Here is a 20,675-nt window from a genome sequence, read left to right on the forward strand (position 1 = left end):
TAAAAAGAATGGTTTTTTACTTTGCAAGAAAAAAAACCATGCAACACGTAAGAACCCTTCAAACACTGATTTTTCTTTCTGCATCGGTCTGCTTCTATTCCTGCGATAACGATCCACTGGAGGTGAGCGAACCGGAGCTTTCCTTTTCCGAACGTGAAAGTCCCTACTTTCGGGTTATAGGCTGGGACGATACCGGGCAAGTATTTGAGGTCTCCCCATCCGAGGAAGAAAAAGAAGCGCTGGATTTGGCCCCCGTGCTTCTTGAGAGCAACAATTACATCAGTTCGTCCATGCGCTACCTGGTTTCCGTGGAACGGGCAGACGGTAAGGTTCGAATTCTGGATTCCGGAATGGAAGACCACGGAGATCACGGTCATGCCTATCCGGCCCGTTGGCTGAACCATACCTTTGAAGCACCTTTACCTACGCATTTTTCTTCCACAAACGGGCAAATCATTATTTTTAATGACGGGGATGGTTCCATTTTGTGGATTCGGGAAGCCTCGCTGGCCAATCCGACCAATGCCGCAACGATGATCATGCCCGAAAACATGACCGCGCATCACGGTGCTGCCACCTGGCTGAAGTCCAATTTGCTGGCCGTGAGCTTCAAGGTAGCGGGGGTGCCGGGTCCGCTCCCACAGCAGGTCAAGCTAATGAATGAAGATGGAGAAATTGTACATGAAAATCCTGACTTGCAAGTGGGTGGTATCCATGGAGATGCATCCAATGGGGATTATGCCTTGTTTGGCTCTACCGACGGCGTGGTGGTGGCCGATAGTCAGGGTAGCATTTCGCTACTACCAAACGATGCATCCCTCAATTCGGAATCCGGGAACTGGTTGGGCACCATAAAAGGGAACGATCGCCTGCAGGTATTTTATGGGCGGTCCCGAAACAAAGGCGTGTACCGCATTGACCCACAGGCGAAATCCATGGTTGCCGTCTACGAAGGTGCAGATATACAGGAGTTTGCCATTAACCCTAGCGGTAAATTTCTGCTGATTCAAACAACCGACGGAAAACTGCTTGTTTACGACGCACCTACGGGTCTATTACTTGTGGAGCAAGCTTCCATTTCAGCAGAAGCGTTCGGCATGGTTGCCTCCGAAGAATTGCTTTACATCCTACCATCGGAGGCATCAACCGTTCAGGTTTTTGATCTGGAGCGCATGCATCCGTTGGGAGAGCTTGCGGGAAGCCGCCCTTTGGCAAAGGCTTTTGGCCTTGGTTTCTGATTTTTTATTCCCGCAGGCTTGCTGTTTGGCGACCTGCGGGTTGTTTTTTACCAGGGGATTTTCGGATGAATGAATCGCTGCGTAGGTAAGTTGGGGCGTGCGGTAGCAGGTTTGGGAAAAACTCAACGTTCCTCGGCAAACGGAGACTTGGTTTCGTCGGTTACGGTCGAAAAAAAATCCCCGGCAAAGCCGGGGATGATTGGTGGTTTTTATTAGGTAAGAAGAGGTGGGGTCTAGACCTTGAGTTTAGGTTCCCAGCCTTTTTCGTATTCTCGTTTCCAGAGCTTACTGGCTTGTTTGCTATTTTTGATATGCCCGTTCGAGGGATCACACTCCAGGACTTCGCCGGTTCGGGAGGCGATGTTTGCCAGGTGACAAAGCAAAACGGATTTTGCGCCTTCATCGATGGGACTGTTTAGTGTTTGTTTTCCCCGAATAGCTTCAAAGAAATTGACCACATGCAGGGTGGACATGTCGCCTCCGCCACCTAGCGCCGTGCCAGCTTCGCTACCTCCGGACTCGTTGGTTTTGACCACCTTCCCATTTCGGTCAAATTGCTTGTAGCCCCCGCGGTCCACATAAACGGAGCCATCGGTTCCGTAGATGATTGTACCGCGGCCCGGACCGTAGGTATTGTGTCCGTTTCGGCTTTTTCCGTCCCATTGAATGGTGCGATTGCCCGAAAATTTAAACACGGCATCCATGGTATCGTACATTTCCCAGCCATCGTTTGGCCAATGGTATTTTCCGGAATCGACCATCACCTTTTCCGGGAAATCAACCTGCAAGGCCCACCGGGCTACATCTATTTCGTGGGTGGCGTTGTTGCCGGATTCGGCCGTACCGTAGTCCCAGCCGTACCAGTGCCAGTTGTAATTCCAGGTGTCGTCGGTATATTCCCGTCTGGGTGCGGGACCCTGGAACAGTTCCCAATCCAAGCCCTGCGGCGGAGCGGCTTTTTTCTGATTGGGTACTTCGCCCCGGGCGGAATTGTAAAATGCAGTGGCCTTGTATACCTGGCCGATGGCTCCGTCATGGATGGCTTTGATGATTTCGATGCTTTCAGGAGCAGATCGTTGCTGGTTCCCCATTTGAACGACCTTCCCGTATTGTTTTTGGTAGGCCACCAGAAGCTCACCTTCGTAAGGATTGTGGCTACATGGTTTTTCTACGTACACGTGCTTACCCGCTTCCAGGGCCAGCCAGGTGCCCGGTGCATGCCAGTGGTCCGGGGTGGCATTGATCAAGGCATCCACTTCCGAATCTTCCAATACTTTCAGGATACTGTTTTCCAGTTTGGGTTGGTAATCGATGTGTTTTTGAAAATTTTTAGCTGCTCGTTCTCGTTGAGATTGCATCACATCGCAGAGGTACATCAGGTTGACATTGCTGGATTTTAATCCGATCGGACTATAAAATGCACCCAGTCTTCTTCCCAATCCGGCGATGGCGATGTTTAATCGATCGTTTGCTCCCAGGATTTTCCCATAACTCTTCGCAGAAAACCCTACTGCCCCCAACGCGGAGATGCCCATAGTGGTTAGCGCGGACTTTTTTAGAAATTCCCTTCTGCCTGCTTGTTCGTTACTCATAATTATTCTCGGCTTAGTTAATACAGTATGTGACTTTTTTTACGTTTCTTACTTATCAAAAATACTTCGTGCAATACCCATTTCCAAACCCCTCAGTTCTGCCAGGCCTTTTAGGCGGCCGATCGCAGAATAGCCGGGATTGGTTACTTTCCCCAGGTCGTCCAACATTTGGTGACCGTGGTCCGGACGCATGGGAAGGGATTTGCCGCGTCGCTGCTGTACCCGCATCAGTGCCTCTACCACGTCAGCCATGGGGACGTCGCCTTCCAGGTGGTTGGCTTCGTAGAAGTTCCCATCCGCATCCCGCTGGGTACTGCGCAGGTGGATGAAGTGAATATGGTCCCCGTAGGTAGCAGCCATGGCTGGTAAATCATTGTCTGCCCGCACCCCCAGCGAACCGGTACAAAAGGTAAAACCATTGAAGGGGCTGCTGTTTCCCCTAAGAATACGGTCGTAGTCCGACGCCGTACTAACAACCCGCGGCAGGCCAAATATTTGAAAGGGTGGGTCATCCGGATGGATGCAAAGAAATACCTTGTTTTCCTCCGCTACCGGAACGACGGCATCCAAAAACAAATTGAGGTGTTCTCCTAGTTTCCCGGCATCGATTCCTGCATACGTATCCAGGGCCTGCTGAAAGTCCGCAACGGTATACCCCTCTTCCGCTCCGGGTAAGCCGGCAATGATCGTGTTCACCAATTGTTCCTTTCCCTCATCGGAGAGGCCGTCAAGGTGGGTTTTGGCCAATTGCATCATTTCTTTCGAATAGTCTTTTTCCGCCCCTGGCCGCTTCAGCAGGTACAGGTCAAAGGCCGCGATGGCTTTCATTTCAAAGCGAAGCGCTTTGGCACCGTTGGAAAGGGTATAGCCCAAATTGGTACGGGTCCAGTCCAGAATGGGCATAAAATTGTAACATATGGTGTGGATGCCTTCTGCCGCCAGGTTGCGAATACTTTGCTGATAATTTCGGATATAGGTCTGAAATTCTCCCGAGCGGGTCTTGATGCTTTCGTGTACGGGGACACTTTCCACGACCGACCAGGTTAGTCCAGCCTGCTCAATCGTATTTTTTCGTTCCCGTATTGCTTCCCGTGACCATACGTGTCCGTTGGGGACCTGATGCAGGGCAGTTACGATACCCGTCGCACCGGATTGCCGGATATCGGTGAGGCTTACCGGGTCATTGGGACCATACCAACGCATGGTCTGTTCCATAAAGAAGGTTTTATTATTCGTACTCATACGCCTGAAAATGCACTGAAGCCTCCGTCTACTTCGATAATGGTTCCTGTAACAAATTTTGATGCGTCGCTGCAGAGCCACTGCACGGCGCCAAATAGCTCTTCGGGAGTTCCAAACCTTCCCATGGGCGTGTGGTCTACGATGAGCTTGCCTCTTTCCGTCAAGCTGCCGTCTTCCTTAGTAAGCAGGCGTTCGTTCTGGGCCGTAAGAAAAAAGCCCGGAGCGACTGCATTTACCCGGATTTCTTCTCCGTATTTCCTGGCAAATTCCACAGAAAGCCATTTGGTCATATTGTCAATGGCCGCTTTCGCGGATGCGTAGCCCATCACCCGGGTCATGGGCCTGCTGGCGGCCATCGAGGAAATATTAATGATGGAGGCTTTTTTGTTAGTTGTCAGGAGCGGCAGAAAAACTTTCGTGGGCAAAAAAGTACCCATGTAGTTCAGGTCCATGATCGTTTTGACGGCCTCTGAGGACAGATCGGTGACCATTTGGTCCGGCATGACCGTCGCACCGGGCATGTTTCCACCTGCCGCATTGATCAGCCCATCGATTTGTTCGAATGATTTTTCCAATTCCTTCTTTACGGCGATGATTTCCTCCTCCTTCGTTACATCTGCCACTGCTGGAAAAGCAAATCCTCCCTCGTCCTTGATCTCTTGTACCAGGTCTTCCACTTTCTGGGAATTCCGGCCGAGGATGATCATCTGTGCGCCTTCTTTTGCCAGATGCCGGGCCATGGCTTTTCCCAACACTCCCGTTCCACCACTGATGATGATAATTTTGTTTTTAACTGAAAATAATTGAGACATAAATAAAAACCGTTTTTTTTTTGGTGTCAATTAAAGGGAAACTCCCCGCTTCCATGGAATAAAATCATCCTGATTGAGTAGGTCCGCCTTGGCTTTGATTTTTCCACTTGCCACCTGCAGGATATATTCCAGCAATTCATCTCCCATTTCTTCGATGGATTTCTCCCCGGATATGATGCCACCCGTATCTACATCGATGATATCGGGCATCCGTTCCGCCAGTCGGTGATTGGAAGCCACCTTGATTACCGGCGTTACAGGATTGCCTGTCGGGGTACCCAAACCGGTGGTAAACAGGATGATATTGGCGCCCGATCCCGCCATGGCGGTGGTACTTTCCACGTCGTTACCCGGAGAACAAAGCAGGCTCAGGCCGGGTTTTGTAGCGATTTCGGTATAGTCGAGGATATCCACGATGGGGGAGGTGCCTCCTTTTTTGGCCGCACCCGCGGATTTGATCGCATCGGTGATCAGCCCATCCTTGATATTGCCGGGACTGGGATTCATGTCAAACCCTGAACCAACGGCTTCGGCGGATGCTGCATAGGCCCGCATCAGCCGCACAAATTTTTCGGCATTGGCATCGGTAGTGCAGCGGTTGATCAATTCCTGCTCCACTCCACATAGTTCAGGGAATTCGGAAAGAATGGTTTTGCCTCCCAGCGCAGCGATGGTATCGGATACCTGACCCAGGCTGGGGTTGGCGGAAATCCCTGAAAACCCATCCGACCCGCCGCATTCCAAACCAATGGTGAGTTTGCTCAGCGGTGCTGGTTTGCGTTGCAACCGGTCCGCTTCAGTAAGTGCCAGAAAAGTTTCCTGAATGGCACGGGTCAATAGCTGGTTTTCGGTACCCTCTACCTGTTGTTCGAGAATAATTACCGGTTTTTTGTAATCGGGATCCAGCTGTGCCAGCTTTTCCCGCAAAATGGCCGGTTGTGCATTTTGGCATCCAAGGCTCAGGATCGTTGCTCCGGCTACATTGGGATTGTTGATGTACCCGGCGATAAGTGCACACAAGGCTTCGGAATCCTGTCGGGTGCCTCCGCAGCCGCCGTTGTGCGTAAGAAATTTTATTCCATCTATGTTTTTAAATACTTTTTCTTCGGAGGCCTGTTCCAGCACTTCGACCCCTACCTGCTGCAGGGATTTGCTGTCTCCTTCCAGGAAGCGTTGTTTCATTTCCCGGACCAGCGATTTGTAGGGGTTTGGCCGGGCAAAACCCAACTCTTCCACAAAGGCCTGTTTCATGATGTCTACGTTCCGGTTTTCGCAAAAAACGAGTGGTACCACCAGCCAGTAGTTGGAGGTACCCACCTGCCCATCGGCTCGGTGAAAACCATCAAAAGTTCGGTTTTTCCAACGGTCAACTACCGGAGGTACCCAGACGAATGGCTTACGTTTCCCAGTATAAGGTGCGGTTTGATGGACGATGTTTTCTGTGGTGATGACAGCGCCTTTTTCCAGGGGTTTAAGAGTTTTCCCCACCACAATGCCGTACATGTGAATGGTATCCCCTTCTTGCAAGGGTTTTAGCGTAAATTTATGCTTGGCAGGTACCGCATTGGTTACCCTGATTTCCTCTCCTTCAAAATCCAGCTTTTCTCCGGCTTTCAGGTCACTCAGGGCCACCAGGACATTATCAGCGGGATGAATTCGTAAAACTTTATGGAACATGTCAACTTTTTGATTATCTTGAGCAATCGATTGCACAATTTAGAAATAAATTGAAAGAAAAGAGCCAGCGGGCTTCTTTTTTTTTAAATGACCCGTAATTTTGGCAAGTTACTTACGGAATTAAGAAATTCGCATGCACAAACGGATACTCACGTTAGGCGAGGTAATGATGCGCCTGTCTACCCCCGGATACGAGCGGTTTATACAAGCCGGAAATTACGATGCGGATTTCGGGGGATCGGAGGCGAACGTGGGTATTTCGCTGGCCTTCTGGCAGCAGGAAGTGGCCCTCTTGACTGCCTTGCCTGCCAACGATTTGGGAAAGGCTGCCTTGCGTTACCTGAAAACCGGCGGTATCGATACTTCATTTATTGCGACTACAGCGGGGAGAATGGGCCTTTATTTCCTGGAAAACGGAGCCATGCAGCGGCCGTCTAAAATCATCTACGATCGATTCGATTCCGCCTTTGCGGCTTACGAGGGACGGGAATTGGATTGGGCAGCGGTCTTTCACCAGGTGGATTGGTTTCATTGGTCGGGCATTACTCCGGCCCTGTCGGCACCGGCTGCGGATTTGTGCCTTCGGGTGCTGAAAGAGGCTAAGAAACACGGAGTACGGGTCAGCGGTGATATCAATTACCGACGCAACCTGTGGCGCTACGGCAAGTCTCCCCTGGACATTCTTCCCGAATTGATTGCTCACAGCCATGTAGTCATTGCCGGATTAACAGACTTTGCCAATTGCCTGGACATTCACGATGCCGATTTTGTAGCGGCTTGCGAAAAGGCAAAAGCCCGGTGTCCGTCCATTCAGGTGGTAGCCACCACCGAGCGGGATTCCGTATCGGCTTCCCACAACCGTCTTGGCGGTATGTTATGGAACGGCGACACCCTGCTCCGTTCGCACGTATACGATATGCCGGCTATTGTGGACCGCATCGGTGGAGGAGATGCGTTCATGGCGGGTTTGATCTATGGATTGTTGCACAAAACCGATCGAGAGGCACTGGAATTTGCGGTAGCCGCTTCCGTGCTCAAGCATTCGGTGCCGGGAGACGCCAATTACGTATTGGTCGAAGAAGTAAATCAGTTGGTTTCCGGAGAAAATATTGGCAGATTGCTACGTTAAAACCGGAGGGTTTTAAAAAGACATGAAAATATCACGTAATACTTAACCAAAATAATACCTACGTATGTGGAAAGCGAAATGGAATAGACCCTTACACTACCTGGGCCTGCTGTCGGTAGCGGCCATCTTGATCAGTTGTTCGACACCCGGCGGGGTGCGGGTGCTGAAATTGGGCCATGGCCTGGATACCAGCCATCCGGTCCATGAGGCCATGTTGTTCCTCGCGAAGAAGGCCAAAGAAAAGTTGGGTGGTAAAATGATTGTTCAGGTGTATCCCAACCAGCAATTGGGTACGGAGCGGGAATTAGTGGAATTGTTGCAAATTGGAAGCTTATCCATGACCAAAGTTTCCACAGCAGCCATGGAAGGCTTTGCCCCGGAAATTAAAATCCTGGGCCAACCCTATCTGTTTCGGGACGATGCGCATCAGGCCCGGGTTCTGGAAGGCCCCATCGGTGAGCAGCTGCTGGCGGCAGGGGAGAAGTACTGGCTGAAAGGCCTGTGTTTTTACGATGCCGGCAAGCGGAGTTTCTACACGAAAAATACTCCGGTGGAAAAACCCGAAGACATTCAAGGTCTGAAAATTCGGGTCATGGAAAGTCCTACTGCGGTAAACATGGTTCAGAGTTTTGGAGGTTCGCCCACCCCGGTATCTTTTGGCGAACTCTATACCGCTTTGCAGCAGGGAATTGTAGACGGAGCAGAGAACAATCCTCCCAGTCTGGTGACGTCCAGGCATTACGAGGTGTGCAAGTACTATTCCCTGAACGAGCACACCGCCATCCCGGATATGATGATTGTAAGTACCAAGGTTTGGGACATCCTTTCCGATGAAGAGCGGGTTTGGCTGCAAGAGGCAGCCGACGAGTCTGCCGTGTATCAGTACAAACTCTGGGAAGAGTCCGTGGCGGAGTCCATGCGCATCCTGGACGAAGCCGGCGTGCAGGTAACCTACCCGGACAAGGAACCTTTTCGTAAAGAAGCGGAAAAAGTATACGAATTGATGAAAACAGCGGATCCGGAAATGTATGCGCTGGTTCAGGAAATCAGAAACTACTAGGGAAATGCAGGCATTAAAAGTAAAATTGGACAAAGTAATCGGCGTCATGTTGATGCTCATCATGGCTATCATGGTGCTGAATGTTAGCTGGCAGGTTTTTTCTCGCTACGTGATTCAATCGCCCAGCTCTTTTACCGACGAACTTTCACGTTACCTTTTGGTATGGTTGGGGATGTTGGGGGCAGCCTATGTTGCCGGACAGGACAAGCACCTGGCCATCGATATTCTTCCCGCCAAGCTGCGAGGCGAGGCAAAACGAAAATTGTTGATCCTTATCAGTGTGGTCATTGTGCTGTTTGTTATACCGGTGATGATCATGGGTGGGATTAACCTGGTATACATTACCTATACCCTGGAGCAAAAATCGGCTACGCTCCAGCTTCCCCTGGCTTATGTGTACCTGATGATACCGTTTAGTGGTTTGCTGGTGCTTTTTTACCAATTCGTCAACCTAAAATCATTGCTGACCAAACAAGAATCCCAAAATTAACTCGACATGGAAGAATACTTAAGCATACTTATACTGGTAAGCAGTTTTATCGTACTCATGGGAATCGGGGTTCCGGTGGCATGGGCACTGGGCTTTTCCAGTTTTTTAACATTGACGGTAACCATTGCCACCGTACCATCTGCTACCACCATTGCCCAACGCATGGGGGTAGGGTTGGACAGTTTTGCCCTGCTGGCTATACCGTTCTTTATCCTCGCCGGAGAAATCATGAATAAAGGGGGTATCGCGAATCGACTCATCAACCTGGCCAAAGCCCTGACCGGGCGGTTGCCGGGCGGCTTGCTGTACGTCAACGTCATTGCTGCCATGCTGTTTGGGGCCATTGCCGGATCTGCGGCGGCTGCAGCTTCCGCCATCGGAGGTATTTTGGGCCCCCGTATGGAGAAAGAAGGATACCCAAGGGAGTTGGGAGCCGCCGTAAACATCACCTCCTCCACGACTGGACTGATTATCCCACCCTCCAATGTACTCATCGTGTATTCCCTGGCAAGCGGTGGGGTATCCATCGCAGCGCTCTTTGTGGCCGGTTACATTCCCGGTTTATTGGTTGGCTTGTTTCTGATGATCACCGCAGCCATTTTCATAAAAAAGCACGACCTGAAAGGTGGGGAAGTAACGAGTCTGAAAGAACTGACCCGGAAGTTTCTTGCCGCGTTCCCCAGTTTGATGCTGCTGGTGGTCGTTATCGGGGGGATCGTTATTGGCGTATTCACAGCCACCGAAGCGTCTGCCATTGCAGTCATATACACGCTCGTATTGTCCTTTATTTATGGAGAAATCAGAATCAGAGATCTACCGGGGGTTTTGCTAAAATCCTCCGAGACTACAGCCATCGTAATGCTATTGATCGCGACTTCGATGAGCATGTCCTGGGCCATGTCCAGCGAAAATATTCCCCAGTCGATCAGTGCGGCGTTGCTTACACTGAGTGACAACAAGTTTGTGATTCTGATCATGATCAACCTGATCTTGTTGTTTGTGGGAACCTTTATGGACATGACCCCTGCCGTGCTGATTTTTACGCCAATTTTTCTCCCGGCAGTTGTAACTATGGGGATTGACCCGGTTCATTTTGGGATCATGATGGTGTTGAATTTGTGTATCGGTGTATGTACGCCGCCGGTAGGATCGGTACTCTTCATCGGGGTGGGTGTGGCCAAGACCTCCATTGCGAAAGTGTTTTTGCCCTTGCTGCCCTTTTTCTTCGCCATGATTTTGGGCCTGCTGGTCATTACCCTTTTTCCGGAGTTATCGCTTTGGCTGCCGCGTTTATTTGGCTTATAGCCTACCGAATACTCACAAAAAAGCCGCTGGAAACAATTTTTCCAGCGGCTTTTGTTTGCCGTCACCTATCGAACAAAAATGAAGTCCCGTATCCAACCGAACGGGCAGGAGTAAGAAGAAGTACGGTCGGACGCCATTTTATTTCTGGTGTTGGATGGAAACCATAAGGTCCGGTACCTGCAGCTTCCTTTGGTGTCCGGAAAAACGGCCGCAGATCACTGCCTGTCCAGGTTTCGAAATGGATGCTGTCTTTGTTCAGACATCATGGCACTAAATTCCCCGTCTATATTCGTTCCAGTTTCATGGGATAGGTCCTTCCGCCATTCCATTGGCAGACATAGATGTTTTCATCCTCGTCCACACAGACATCGTGGCCGTGCCGAAGGAAGGGGACTTCCTGAATCTGATGGCTCAGCATGCCGTTTTTGTACCGGGGTGCCTGCCCCCCAGGATTGGACACTACCCGATCCCGCTCATCCAGGATGGTAATGTATCCCGTACCCTCTTTTGCCTTGCCATCTATTTGCGACCAACATACGCCCGCATACAGGTTTTTTCCATGAATTACCGCCCGATTTACCATCGCCCCGGGAATCGTGACGGTTTTTTTGTACCGTCCTTCCAGCGTATAAAATTTAAACGAGCACTCCTCACGGGAGGTGACAATCAATTGCAATTCGTCCGGATTTCTGGTGTCCAGGGTAACGCCATGTGCGGTTTTCAGTTGGTAGTTGGGATCGGAATTATTCCTACCGCCAAAATGCCGGATGTATCGGCCATATTGATCGTACTGGATGATGTAGCAGGAGCCGTATCCATCGGCTACATAAATATCTCCGTTTGGTCCGATTGCGGTCTCTGAGGGCTTAAAGGCCATACCTGGCTCATACACTCCGATCGTTTGGGGATGTCCCACATTAAAGACCAATTCCCCTTTCATTGTGATCTTCGATACAAATCCGTTGCCACTGAAGTACTTCCATTCATCCGGATGCTTGTGGTCGTGAAACCAACCGCTGTCCGTGACATAAAGAAACTCTTCTCCGCCCTCTTCACTCAGGGTGAGTCCGTGCCCTCCGGGAAACCGGTTACAAAAAGCATCAAGCAGATTCCCCGATTGATCATAAAAAATAAGGTTGTTACGGGGTTCATCCGTCAGCAGGATGATTCGCCCTTTGGAATCGATCACCATCTCGTGACAGTTATCGATCGGTACCTTTTTAGGGTCAAGTTGGCCCCATTGCGTATCTACCCGATACTTGAAATCTCCGTGCCCCACTATTTCTCCGTTGAACTTGGAGACTGGAGGATAAATGGGGGGATTTCCAACCGCATGCAACGCGGGAAAAGCCGCTCCCATGGTGGCTACTTTGGCTAAGAAATTTCTTCGTCTCATGGTTTAGGCCAAAATATCTTTCACCACATGGCCGTGAACATCGGTAAGGCGATACCTCCGTCCCTGGTGCTTGAAGGTGAGCCTTTCGTGATCTACGCCTAGCAGGTGTAGAAGGGTAGCTTGAAAATCATGCACATGAACCGGGTTTTCGACGATGTTATAGCCAAACGGATCGGTTTTTCCATAGACCAGGCCGGGCTTGATTCCGCCCCCTGCCATCCAGGCGCTGAAGGTCCTGGGGTGGTGGTCTCGTCCATAGGTGGATTTCGTTATTTTCCCCTGTGAAAAACTGGTTCGACCAAATTCCCCTCCCCAAACCACAAGCGTATCTTCCAGCAGGCCCCGCTGTTTCAGGTCTTTTACCAGGGCCGCTGAGGCCCGGTCCGAAGACATTGCCATTTTCGTGATATCGACCGGGAGATTTCCATGTTGATCCCAACCCATGTGATACAATTGAATAAAGTTCACATCTCGTTCGGCAAGCCTGCGTGCCATTAGGCAATTAAATGCGTAGGTTCCCGGAATTCGCGCCTCTTCTCCATAGAGATCGAAGATATAGGCAGGTTCATCCGAAAGGTCTGCGATTTCGGGAACGCTGCTCTGCATGCGATACGCCATTTCGTACTGGCTTATTTTGGAATCTATTTCGGGATCGCCCCATACCTTTTTTTGTTCTGCTTCCAGTTCGGCCAGATAATCCAATTCTGAGCGACGGCGATCCCTGGTGATGCCCTTGGGATTACTGAGGTAAAGGACCGGGTCATGGCCGGAACGAAAGCGAACGCCTTGATGATGGGAAGGCAAAAAACCACTGTTCCAGGCCTGCATGTTTAGGTTTTGAGCGCCATTTTTCCCGCGGGACAACATGACAATAAAGGAAGGAAGGTTGTCATTCGAACTCCCTAAGCCGTAACTCATCCAGGAACCGATGCTCGGCCGCCCGACTTGCTGGGATCCGGTTTGCATAAAAATTACTGCGGGTTCGTGGTTAATGGCGTCCGTATGCATGGAATTAATCATGCAAATATCTTCTGCTATACCGGCTGTATGGGGCATAAGTTTGCTAAAATATCCGCCGGTCGTTGGGTGTTGCATAAAATCAAACCGAGAACCCACCAGCGGGAAGCTGGATTGTGCCGCCAGCATTCCGGAAACTCGTTGTCCGCCCCTTACAGAGTCGGGGATCTCTTCTCCCTGACGTTTGTTCAACTCGGGTTTGTAATCGAATAGCTCAAACTGGCTGGGCCCACCACTTTGAAAAAGATAGATGACCCGTTTTGCCTTGGGGGCATGATGGGTTCCTCCCAAAACACCGCTATTTTTTACCCGTTGGCGATCAATTTCTTTGGAATCAGAGGCCCTTAGGGTATCCGGAAACAGGAGACCACCTAAGGCCAATCCGCCCAGGCCTCTGGAGGTTTTCTTCAGGAATTCCCTACGGGTTTTCAGATATTCCTTCGCGTGTATTTCGTTCAAATAGTTCATGTCCTTAGTTTTTGTAATAGGCCTCTGTGGAATTCAGGATCGTGTTGGCTACCCGTGCCAGTGCGGCGGTATTGCTGTAAGGGATTTCCGGAGAGGGTGCCTGGTAGCCAATGCTCAAAAACTCCCGGGCCGCCAAAGGCTCCTGGGAAAAGTACGCGGCTTCTTCCGTGAATTGCCGCTCCAGGATCGCATGCTCCCGGCTCGTTGGTTTTCTGCCCACCAGCGCCACGAAGAGCGTTTCGATGGATTTGGAGATGTCCATACCTGAATCAAGCAGAACGTTTTCGGAAAGAACCCGGCAAGCTTCGAGTACTTGCGGGCTATTCAATAACACCAAGGCCTGTAAGGGGGTATTGCTTCGCTGCCGTTGCACCTGGCATTCTGACCGATTGGAGGCATCAAAAACGAGCATTCCCGGAGCGGGAGCGTTTCGCTTCCAAAAGGTGTAAAGGCTTCTTCGGTAAAGCCCGTCTTTATAGTCGATCTTGTAATCCGGAAAAAAAGCATGGGTAATCGTTTCTCTCCATAATCCTTCGGGTTGATAGGGGAATGCTGACTCCCCTCCCACGGTGGACTGCAACAGCCCACTCACCGCAAGGACGTTGTCTCGAACCATCTCGGCCGACCGCCGGTACCGGGGGCTTCTTGCCAGAAGCATGTTGTCCGGGTCAATTTCCCGAAGGTCTTCCCGAATGACAGAGGATTGTTTGTAGGTAGAAGACGTCACCATCATTTTGATCAAACGCTTAACGTCCCAGCCACTCTCCTGAAAGTCAACGGCCAACCAGTCCAACAGTTCGGGATGACTGGGCAATGCACCCTGGTTACCAAAATCCTCGTTGGTCCGTACCAGTCCGCGGCCAAACATCAGATACCACAGCTGGTTCACAGCCACTCGGGATGTGAGTGGATTGTCTTCGTGGGTCAGCCATTTGCCCAGTCCGTATCGGTTCCTGGGAAGTCCTTCTGGCCAGGGAAGGATAGCTGAGGGAACACCTTTTTCTACCCGCTCTCCCGGGGAATCGTAAGCCCCTCGTTCCAAAAGATAGGTCGGCCGTTCGTTTTCATAATCGCCCATTACCATGATCTCCTGGACCGTATCGATGGCCATCACTTCTCTCAATTGGAGTTCACGTAGTGCTTCACGCTGCCGTTCCAACTCCTGGTCCACATGCAGGGCATAAAATTCCAAGGCTTCCCCGGATTGAGAAGCGACTGCTTCGCGGAAGCGTTTATTTCCCATGTCTTCGTCGTAAAGGAACGTAGCCAGCAGGTCGCCGGCTTCCTTGTCAAGCACCCGTACCTCATCGATCACGCCCCCGTCGAAATCCGCATCGTAGTGGCTGGCACCCATTACGAAACCTTCGTATTTCAGGTATACAAAGCCTTTTGGGTCTTTGTAGGGTACGGCAGAGCGGTAGATAAGATCTCTTTGTATACTGAGATCCGCCTTTTTCCCATTTTGCCAAACGGTCATGCCCTTGGCCGAACCCGACCCGTCATAGCTCCATACAAAGTGCTGCCATTCGTTGAGGGGTAATTTTTCCTTCAGCCGAACGTCCAGGGATTGGAACGGATGTGCATGGTTCAGTCGAAAGGAAAGCCGGGTACTGTCCATCCAAACATCCCAGCCTCTGTAGCCCTGAATCCTGCCGTTTCCGTTGCAAAGCACTCGGGCTTCATCGAATTCCTCCGGTGTTTTGATCCAAAAACTCAGGGTAAACGGTTCCATGCGCTCAAAGCTGACCCGACTGCCGTCGGCAATGACTTTCCCCTCGTTGTACTCGATCGCTTTTCCTTTTTTCCCTTCAACCAAACGATGTCCGAAAATTCGGGCAGGTTTGGAACCCTTGGCGTGGTCTTTTACAGTTTCATCGGCCACACTATCGAATCGCAAGTCTACCATAGTGGCTTCCTTCACCACATTTTTAAGGGTAGCAGGGCTCGGTCCGGATGCAGCCCAAGCGAGCGCCTCCGCCTGATTTACCAGCCTCTGTGATTCGATTTCGGAAGCTTTGGCATCGATTTCCTCCAGCAAATAGGCCCGGATTTCAGCGACTTCTTTCGATGGAAGCGGCATGACCGGACCGGAATTCATCGAGTACTTGTTTGGAATACGGTTACCATTTTCTATCGAATTTCCGGAAAATATCGCATCTCCCCGCTCAATGGTACTATTGAAAAACGCATACAATTGGAAGTATTCTTTTTGTGAAAGGGGATCGTATTTGTGGTCATGGCAACGGGCACAGGATACCGTGAGTCCCATGAAGGCCGTGCCTACCGTATTTGTTCGGTCTGCAACGTATTCGACCCGAAACTCCTCCGGGATGACGCCTCCCTCAGAATTCTGCTTATGCAAGCGGTTGAAGGCAGTTGCCAACCGTTGTTTTTCCGTCCCGTTGGGGATTTGGTCACCGCCAACCTGAGCTACCACAAACTCATCGTAGGGCATATTGTCGTTAAAGGCATTGATAACCCAGTCTCGGTAGGGCCACATTTCATGATGGAAATCATCCAGGTACCCTTCCGTATCGGCAAACCGCGCAACATCCAGCCAATGTGCTGCCATGCGCTCGCCGTAGCCGGGTGAGTCCAGCAGGTCATCGACCAATTTTTCGTAATAATTGCTGCTGCTATCGGCCATGATGGTTTCCAACTGCCCCACGGTAGGGGGCAGCCCGGTCAGGTCAAAAAACACCCTTCGGACCAGGGTCTCTTTTCGTGCTTCCGGAGAAGGCTTGATCGCTAGTTTATCCAGCCTGGCTGCAATAAAATGGTCGATGGCGTTGGCCGCCCAGGACTCATTTTTGATTTCCGGAAGGGCAGTTTTTTCGGGCTTGATGAAGGACCAATGTTTTTTGTATTCCGCTCCTTGCTCTACCCATTTGATCAGTAGCGCCTTTTCCTCCGCCGAAAGGTGTAGGTTCGATTCTGCAGGTGGCATCATCGTCTCGGGATCCTCGGATAAAATGCGGCGAATCAGTTCGCTGCGGCGCAGATTCCCCGGGACAATGGCCGTATTTCCACTTTCCAATGAGGCAAAGGCTCCTTCGGCAGCGTGCAGAAATAAGCCGGCTTCCTGATTGTTTTTATCCGGTCCGTGGCAGGCAAAACACCTGTCGGAAAGTATAGGTTTGATGTGTAAGTTGTAGTCTACGGTTTCGGGTAGGCCAAGCGCCGCTTTTTCGACGTCCTGAGGGGTGTCAATACTGCAGCCTGCGGAAAAGTTCGCCAGACCAACGAGGACAATTAACGTTCTAAAATGGGTCATTGCTAAATACGATCTTTGCTACTTCTGATCCTACTGCGAACCGTTGGGCGCTTATTTATCATAGGATGAACTAATATACAAAAAATATGATTAAGTGCGCACCCCCGTACATCAACGTAAGGGGCATTGTTTTTGACGGATGGGGTTTGGCTACAATCAGCGCTCTAGATCGAATCCTTTGTTCATTCGTCAAAATCAAATCGGGGCGGCTGGATAACTGGCTTTCTTCTTCGTTCGCGGATTGAGGTGAAAAGCAACGCTGCCTGAGAAATGGTGTCAATTGGCAAGGCGAGGTATGCTTTTTCAGGCCAGGGGGACTGTCCCATTCCTGCGTATTGTAAGACCTCCTGACCATTTGGCTACATATTTCCAAAAAAAGTCCGATATTGGAAGCAAACGGTAAAATCATGATATCCTTTCTGAGAATTACATTTGACCAGCGGCTAATCGTTCATTTTGTCGCTTTACTGCTTCCCTTGGCGCTTTTTTCCTGTGAGCAGGCGGACGAGACCCCACCTTTTTCCCTGGAGGTACACCAGCTTACCTCCGGCTCGCAGCACCATTTTTTTGGCTACATCGGACAATGCCTGACTTCGCCCTGGAATGCGTCGGAACAATACATTCTGGGGATGGAAATCGATTCCATTCACCGAATGCCTCAGGCAGACGAGGCAGCGACTATTTTTGTGTTGGACAGGCGGGCCGGAGACCAAATGATCTACCTGGACAAAACTTACGGCTGGAATCCCCAGCAGGGGACCATGTTTTATTGGAACCCGAAACAGCCCGAAAGTCAGTTTTATTTTAACGACAAGGATACCACTACCGGAAAGGTTTTCACCGTCCTGTACGATCTGGAGGAGAGGAAACGCCTGCGAGAGTTTCGGTACGAAGACACGCCAATCGGAAATGGTGGCGTAGCGCCCGATGGATCATTTTGGTTGGGGCTTAATTACGGCAGGATGTCCCGACTGCGTCGGGTAACCGGTTACTCCGGCGCCTTGGATTGGTCAAAGGAGGAACCGGCACCGAAAAATGACGGAATCTTTATCGTAAATGCTGAAACTGGCGAAAAACGGCTGTTGGTATCTTTTTTTCAACTGGAACAAAAAATCAAGGAATCTCAGCCCGACTTGCAGCACACCGGTTTATTTATCAATCATACCCTTTGGAATCGGGATTCGAACAAAATATATTTTTTTGCGCGGGCTGGCTGGAGCGGTAATCGGGGGGAGGGTACGCGTGTCAACGTTCCTTTTACGGTCAATGCCGATGGCAGTGGGCTCACGCGCCACTCCATTTTTGTTGGGGGGCATCCAGAATGGGGGGCTGGAAACATCCTGATAGGTAGTGCCCCCGACGATACCGGAACCGAACGACAGGTTTTATACGATGTCGAAAAAATGGAAATAGTGGGGTACCTGGGGGATTCCGAATTGTTTCCCGACCCGGAAGGGGATATCTCCCTGTCCGCTGACGGAAACTGGTTCGCAAACGGATATTCGAAGGATACCTTGAACAGGTATTCGGTAGTTCGGCTCAGTGACGGAGCCTGGGCCAGGTCCGGAGGAATCAGTAAGGGGGCCTACAGCGGTGATATTCGCATCGATCCCGCACCTCGGTGGAACCGCAGCAGTGACGCTCTATTGCTACCCGGCATGGCCGCAAACGGAACACGCCAGTTATTCTTACTCGAAGTGATCTCAAACGAACGCTAACCGCTTGGGTTTTGGTTTAGCGCTTTTTGCCGGTGTCGATCTCCGTGGTGAGAAGGGTGAACCGATACCGTTTACCATCGTGATGGGCTCTTTCGTGGCTTTGCATTGGCCATTGAACCCGGATGATGCATTGGGAATCGTTATGAGAATTGAAACGGCAAGAAATCGGGCTGCTTGGAGATTGATGCATCGCATTGCGATGGTGAAATCGAAAACGACGGCGTAGCGACTGATTCAGAAGTAGTTTCAGTTCGTCCTACCTGTACGCTGTGGCGTAGAAAGGCGAATGCCTAGTTCGGGTTAAAATCAGAAGGGTATTCACCAATAGGTAGGTATCCCATAAAAAAGCCCGGAAGAAAATTCCGGGCTTTTTCTTAATTGTACGCTGGGGCTGAACGATTAGCCCTCGCTATTGGGATGATTTCCATCCACTGTGGTCAGCGGGGGTACGTTATTTTCGAAACCGGCATACCCTTTGTTTTGATTGATCACACCTTGGGTGTTGGTGTTGATGGCATCCGCAGGGATGGGCCACAAAACATGGTAAGGGCTGTAGGTATACGTGTCGCCATGCCTGGTAAAGACTCCTTTGTTGTAGAAGTCGGTGAATTCCATGATCCGATCGTACAGAAAGTTATCATCGGAGAAACTTCCCATGGAATAGGTCTTCCCATTGTAGGCTTGTTTCCCGGTCATGGCGAACAAATAAGCCATTCGGGTCAACTCTGTTTTTCTGGGCTCTTCGTAGTACAGTTCCCGAGCACGTTCGTCCAGAATCGTACCGATGTTCATTTGCTCGGGTGCGTAGGGAGCAGCGCCTGCCCGGGTGCGTACGGCGTTTAAATCCGCGGCGGCACTGGCCAGATCTCCTTTCCAGACGTGCGCTTCGGCACGAAGCAGGTAGGTTTCTGCCAATCGGAAAATGTACCAGTCGCTGTGCCCCCCGCTGGGTCGAATGTTTTGAGGGTCGGGTATAAATACCTTGTAATGAGGCCAGGAAAACCAGCTACGGATGGTATCCACCACCAATACGGTACCCTCATCGTTGCGAAACTGCAAGGGCTGTCCGTAATACTCGTCGTTTCCTTTGATGGCGGGGTTGTTGTAAACGAGGTCGCTCATGTCCATCCAGTTTCCCGGAGCGTGACGCAGGTCGTTTTCGTCGTCCCAAATCATGCTTTGGTGGTACCAGGTACCTCGGAGACGCCCAATACCCCGGCCATATTTCGTTACATGGTCGATCTCAATGCCTGGCTGATCAATGGTGCCCCGGTTTCCATTGGGGGTATTGATATTGGTGATCCAAAAAGGAACCGCCTGACGCATGGAAGACATGCCTCCGGAATTTCCGTCGGTATCCAAACGATCCATCACCATCAGGATGGCTTCGGTGTTGGCATTGAGGGATTTATTTTCCGGACGGTGCAGGTCCCAGATTACGTTACGTTCCGGGTCGTTTCCGGTGGAGCCAAACCGATCGGTCATCAGTGCATGCGTGCCGCCGTCGATCAAGCGGGATGCTGAAGCGATGGCATCATCAAATTCTCCCAGGGCCAGGTTGACTTTGGTAAGCAGGTGCTGAATGGCTCCTTTTGGTACCTGACCGCGATCCATTACGGAAGGGACCCATGGTTCGGCCCATTCCAGATCTTCCTTCAATTTTTCGAAGGATCACCTCCCGGTCGGTCGAATAGAAGTCCAGACGGGGCTCAAGCATTTCTTCCAGAATCAATGGAACATCCCCAAATTGGTTTGTCAATCGGTAATACCGCAGGGCTCGGTGAAAGTAAGCCGTTCCCAAAATGTGGTTGCGTTCTTCCTCCGATTCGTAATCGGTAGGATCATCGATTCGGGAAATCACGGTATTGGCATACTTGATCCCATTAAATCCTTCCATCCAGTACCAGCCGATTCGGTTAAAATTGGCACTGTTCAAGTTGGCGTCCGGAGTGATGAGTAGGTTCATGTCCTGCGCCGGACCGGACTTATCGGTGGTGCCTTCCACCGCTACTTCCGTAAAGATGTGCTCGGTGAGGATAGGAGGCCCATCTCCGGTGTATTCGTGGCGCATGTTTCGCTCGCAGGCCACCAATGCGCTCCAAAGTCCACTGGCAGAATTGAAGGTGTTTTCAGGTGCGTAAAACGAAAGGGGTTTGGGTTCCAGCCATGCTTCGTCGCAGCCGGTGGTGCTAAGCATCAGACCCGTCGCCATCAGGCCCAGGTAAACCGATGATTTTTTTAGTATATTTTTCATGAG

15 protein-coding genes are annotated in these 20,675 nt (G+C 50.8%); 6 read left to right on the forward strand and 9 right to left on the reverse strand.

Annotation, left to right across the window (positions count from 1 at the left end):
- Window positions 1-38: 38 nt before the first annotated feature.
- Window positions 39-1,238 (forward strand): hypothetical protein, encoded by a 1,200-nt coding sequence (locus tag ABWH99_RS12065; protein WP_375582103.1) that lies wholly within the window; start codon window positions 39-41, stop codon window positions 1,236-1,238.
- A 233-nt stretch (window positions 1,239-1,471) separates the two neighbouring features.
- Here ABWH99_RS12065 and ABWH99_RS12070 read toward each other — a convergent pair whose 3' ends face one another.
- The 4 genes from ABWH99_RS12070 to ABWH99_RS12085 are packed head-to-tail and all read right to left on the reverse strand — an operon-like array spanning window position 1,472 to window position 6,561.
- The gene (locus tag ABWH99_RS12070; protein ID WP_375582104.1) at window positions 1,472-2,830 is read right to left on the reverse strand and encodes a Gfo/Idh/MocA family protein; all 1,359 of its coding nucleotides are present in this window, start codon (window positions 2,828-2,830) and stop codon (window positions 1,472-1,474) included.
- Window positions 2,831-2,878: 48 nt separating this feature from the next.
- Complete coding sequence (gene uxuA, locus ABWH99_RS12075; protein WP_375582105.1) at window positions 2,879-4,045, reverse strand: mannonate dehydratase; 1,167 nt, start codon at window positions 4,043-4,045, stop codon at window positions 2,879-2,881.
- A 23-nt stretch (window positions 4,046-4,068) separates the two neighbouring features.
- Window positions 4,069-4,884 (reverse strand): SDR family oxidoreductase, encoded by an 816-nt coding sequence (locus ABWH99_RS12080; RefSeq protein WP_375582106.1) that lies wholly within the window; start codon window positions 4,882-4,884, stop codon window positions 4,069-4,071.
- A gap of 30 nt (window positions 4,885-4,914) precedes the next feature.
- Window positions 4,915-6,561, reverse strand: coding sequence for a UxaA family hydrolase (locus tag ABWH99_RS12085; RefSeq protein WP_375582107.1), 1,647 nt, complete (start codon window positions 6,559-6,561; stop codon window positions 4,915-4,917).
- A 133-nt stretch (window positions 6,562-6,694) separates the two neighbouring features.
- Between ABWH99_RS12085 and ABWH99_RS12090 the strand changes: the two genes are divergently transcribed.
- The 4 genes from ABWH99_RS12090 to ABWH99_RS12105 all read left to right on the forward strand — a co-directional run bounded on the left by ABWH99_RS12090 (window position 6,695) and on the right by ABWH99_RS12105 (window position 10,545).
- The gene (locus ABWH99_RS12090; RefSeq protein ID WP_375582108.1) at window positions 6,695-7,690 is read left to right on the forward strand and encodes a PfkB family carbohydrate kinase; all 996 of its coding nucleotides are present in this window, start codon (window positions 6,695-6,697) and stop codon (window positions 7,688-7,690) included.
- Between the two features lie 64 nt (window positions 7,691-7,754).
- A complete protein-coding gene (locus tag ABWH99_RS12095; protein ID WP_375582109.1) occupies window positions 7,755-8,750 on the forward strand; it encodes a TRAP transporter substrate-binding protein in 996 nt (331 codons plus the stop codon).
- Window positions 8,751-8,754: 4 nt separating this feature from the next.
- Window positions 8,755-9,240: a TRAP transporter small permease gene (locus ABWH99_RS12100; RefSeq protein WP_375582110.1), complete on the forward strand. Its 486-nt coding sequence runs from the start codon at window positions 8,755-8,757 to the stop codon at window positions 9,238-9,240.
- 6 nt (window positions 9,241-9,246) lie between these two features.
- Window positions 9,247-10,545, forward strand: coding sequence for a TRAP transporter large permease (locus tag ABWH99_RS12105; RefSeq protein ID WP_375582111.1), 1,299 nt, complete (start codon window positions 9,247-9,249; stop codon window positions 10,543-10,545).
- A gap of 283 nt (window positions 10,546-10,828) precedes the next feature.
- Here the strand turns inward: ABWH99_RS12105 and ABWH99_RS12110 are convergent, their stop codons facing one another.
- The 3 genes from ABWH99_RS12110 to ABWH99_RS12120 are packed head-to-tail and all read right to left on the reverse strand — an operon-like array spanning window position 10,829 to window position 16,700.
- Entirely contained in the window at window positions 10,829-11,941 is a 1,113-nt protein-coding gene (locus tag ABWH99_RS12110) for a 6-bladed beta-propeller (RefSeq protein ID WP_375582112.1), read from the reverse strand.
- A gap of 3 nt (window positions 11,942-11,944) precedes the next feature.
- Window positions 11,945-13,426: a DUF1501 domain-containing protein gene (locus ABWH99_RS12115; RefSeq protein ID WP_375582113.1), complete on the reverse strand. Its 1,482-nt coding sequence runs from the start codon at window positions 13,424-13,426 to the stop codon at window positions 11,945-11,947.
- Window positions 13,427-13,430: 4 nt separating this feature from the next.
- Window positions 13,431-16,700: a DUF1553 domain-containing protein gene (locus tag ABWH99_RS12120; RefSeq protein ID WP_375582114.1), complete on the reverse strand. Its 3,270-nt coding sequence runs from the start codon at window positions 16,698-16,700 to the stop codon at window positions 13,431-13,433.
- A gap of 407 nt (window positions 16,701-17,107) precedes the next feature.
- Here ABWH99_RS12120 and ABWH99_RS12125 point away from each other — a divergent pair, with 407 nt between their 5' ends.
- The gene (locus ABWH99_RS12125) at window positions 17,108-18,418 is read left to right on the forward strand and encodes a hypothetical protein (protein WP_375582115.1); all 1,311 of its coding nucleotides are present in this window, start codon (window positions 17,108-17,110) and stop codon (window positions 18,416-18,418) included.
- A 399-nt stretch (window positions 18,419-18,817) separates the two neighbouring features.
- Here ABWH99_RS12125 and ABWH99_RS12130 read toward each other — a convergent pair whose 3' ends face one another.
- Window positions 18,818-20,032 carry a RagB/SusD family nutrient uptake outer membrane protein gene (locus tag ABWH99_RS12130; protein WP_375586573.1) on the reverse strand — a complete coding sequence of 405 codons (1,215 nt, stop codon included), beginning with the start codon at window positions 20,030-20,032 and terminating at the stop codon, window positions 18,818-18,820.
- Window positions 19,956-20,672: a RagB/SusD family nutrient uptake outer membrane protein gene (locus ABWH99_RS12135; RefSeq protein WP_375582116.1), complete on the reverse strand. Its 717-nt coding sequence runs from the start codon at window positions 20,670-20,672 to the stop codon at window positions 19,956-19,958. The genes ABWH99_RS12130 and ABWH99_RS12135 overlap by 77 nt, the downstream gene beginning before the upstream one ends.
- Window positions 20,673-20,675: the final 3 nt, after the last annotated feature.

The sequence above is a fragment of the Cyclobacterium xiamenense genome, from assembly GCF_042140265.1.
Lineage (GTDB): Bacteria > Bacteroidota > Bacteroidia > Cytophagales > Cyclobacteriaceae > Cyclobacterium > Cyclobacterium xiamenense_A.

What these genes read in the sequence shown, in the direction of transcription:
- ABWH99_RS12070 (WP_375582104.1), bottom strand. Translation starts at nt 2,830, where the DNA reads ATGAGTAACGAACAAGCAGGCAGAAGGGAATTTCTAAAAAAGTCCGCG.
- ABWH99_RS12110 (WP_375582112.1), bottom strand. Translation starts at nt 11,941, where the DNA reads ATGAGACGAAGAAATTTCTTAGCCAAAGTAGCCACCATGGGAGCGGCT.
- ABWH99_RS12125 (WP_375582115.1), top strand. Translation starts at nt 17,108, where the DNA reads ATGATATCCTTTCTGAGAATTACATTTGACCAGCGGCTAATCGTTCAT.
- ABWH99_RS12065 (WP_375582103.1), top strand. Translation starts at nt 39, where the DNA reads ATGCAACACGTAAGAACCCTTCAAACACTGATTTTTCTTTCTGCATCG.
- ABWH99_RS12130 (WP_375586573.1), bottom strand. Translation starts at nt 20,032, where the DNA reads ATGGATCGCGGTCAGGTACCAAAAGGAGCCATTCAGCACCTGCTTACC.
- ABWH99_RS12095 (WP_375582109.1), top strand. Translation starts at nt 7,755, where the DNA reads ATGTGGAAAGCGAAATGGAATAGACCCTTACACTACCTGGGCCTGCTG.
- ABWH99_RS12135 (WP_375582116.1), bottom strand. Translation starts at nt 20,672, where the DNA reads ATGAAAAATATACTAAAAAAATCATCGGTTTACCTGGGCCTGATGGCG.
- uxuA (WP_375582105.1), bottom strand. Translation starts at nt 4,045, where the DNA reads ATGGAACAGACCATGCGTTGGTATGGTCCCAATGACCCGGTAAGCCTC.
- ABWH99_RS12080 (WP_375582106.1), bottom strand. Translation starts at nt 4,884, where the DNA reads ATGTCTCAATTATTTTCAGTTAAAAACAAAATTATCATCATCAGTGGT.
- ABWH99_RS12090 (WP_375582108.1), top strand. Translation starts at nt 6,695, where the DNA reads ATGCACAAACGGATACTCACGTTAGGCGAGGTAATGATGCGCCTGTCT.
- ABWH99_RS12085 (WP_375582107.1), bottom strand. Translation starts at nt 6,561, where the DNA reads ATGTTCCATAAAGTTTTACGAATTCATCCCGCTGATAATGTCCTGGTG.
- ABWH99_RS12120 (WP_375582114.1), bottom strand. Translation starts at nt 16,700, where the DNA reads ATGACCCATTTTAGAACGTTAATTGTCCTCGTTGGTCTGGCGAACTTT.
- ABWH99_RS12115 (WP_375582113.1), bottom strand. Translation starts at nt 13,426, where the DNA reads ATGAACTATTTGAACGAAATACACGCGAAGGAATATCTGAAAACCCGT.
- ABWH99_RS12105 (WP_375582111.1), top strand. Translation starts at nt 9,247, where the DNA reads ATGGAAGAATACTTAAGCATACTTATACTGGTAAGCAGTTTTATCGTA.
- ABWH99_RS12100 (WP_375582110.1), top strand. Translation starts at nt 8,755, where the DNA reads ATGCAGGCATTAAAAGTAAAATTGGACAAAGTAATCGGCGTCATGTTG.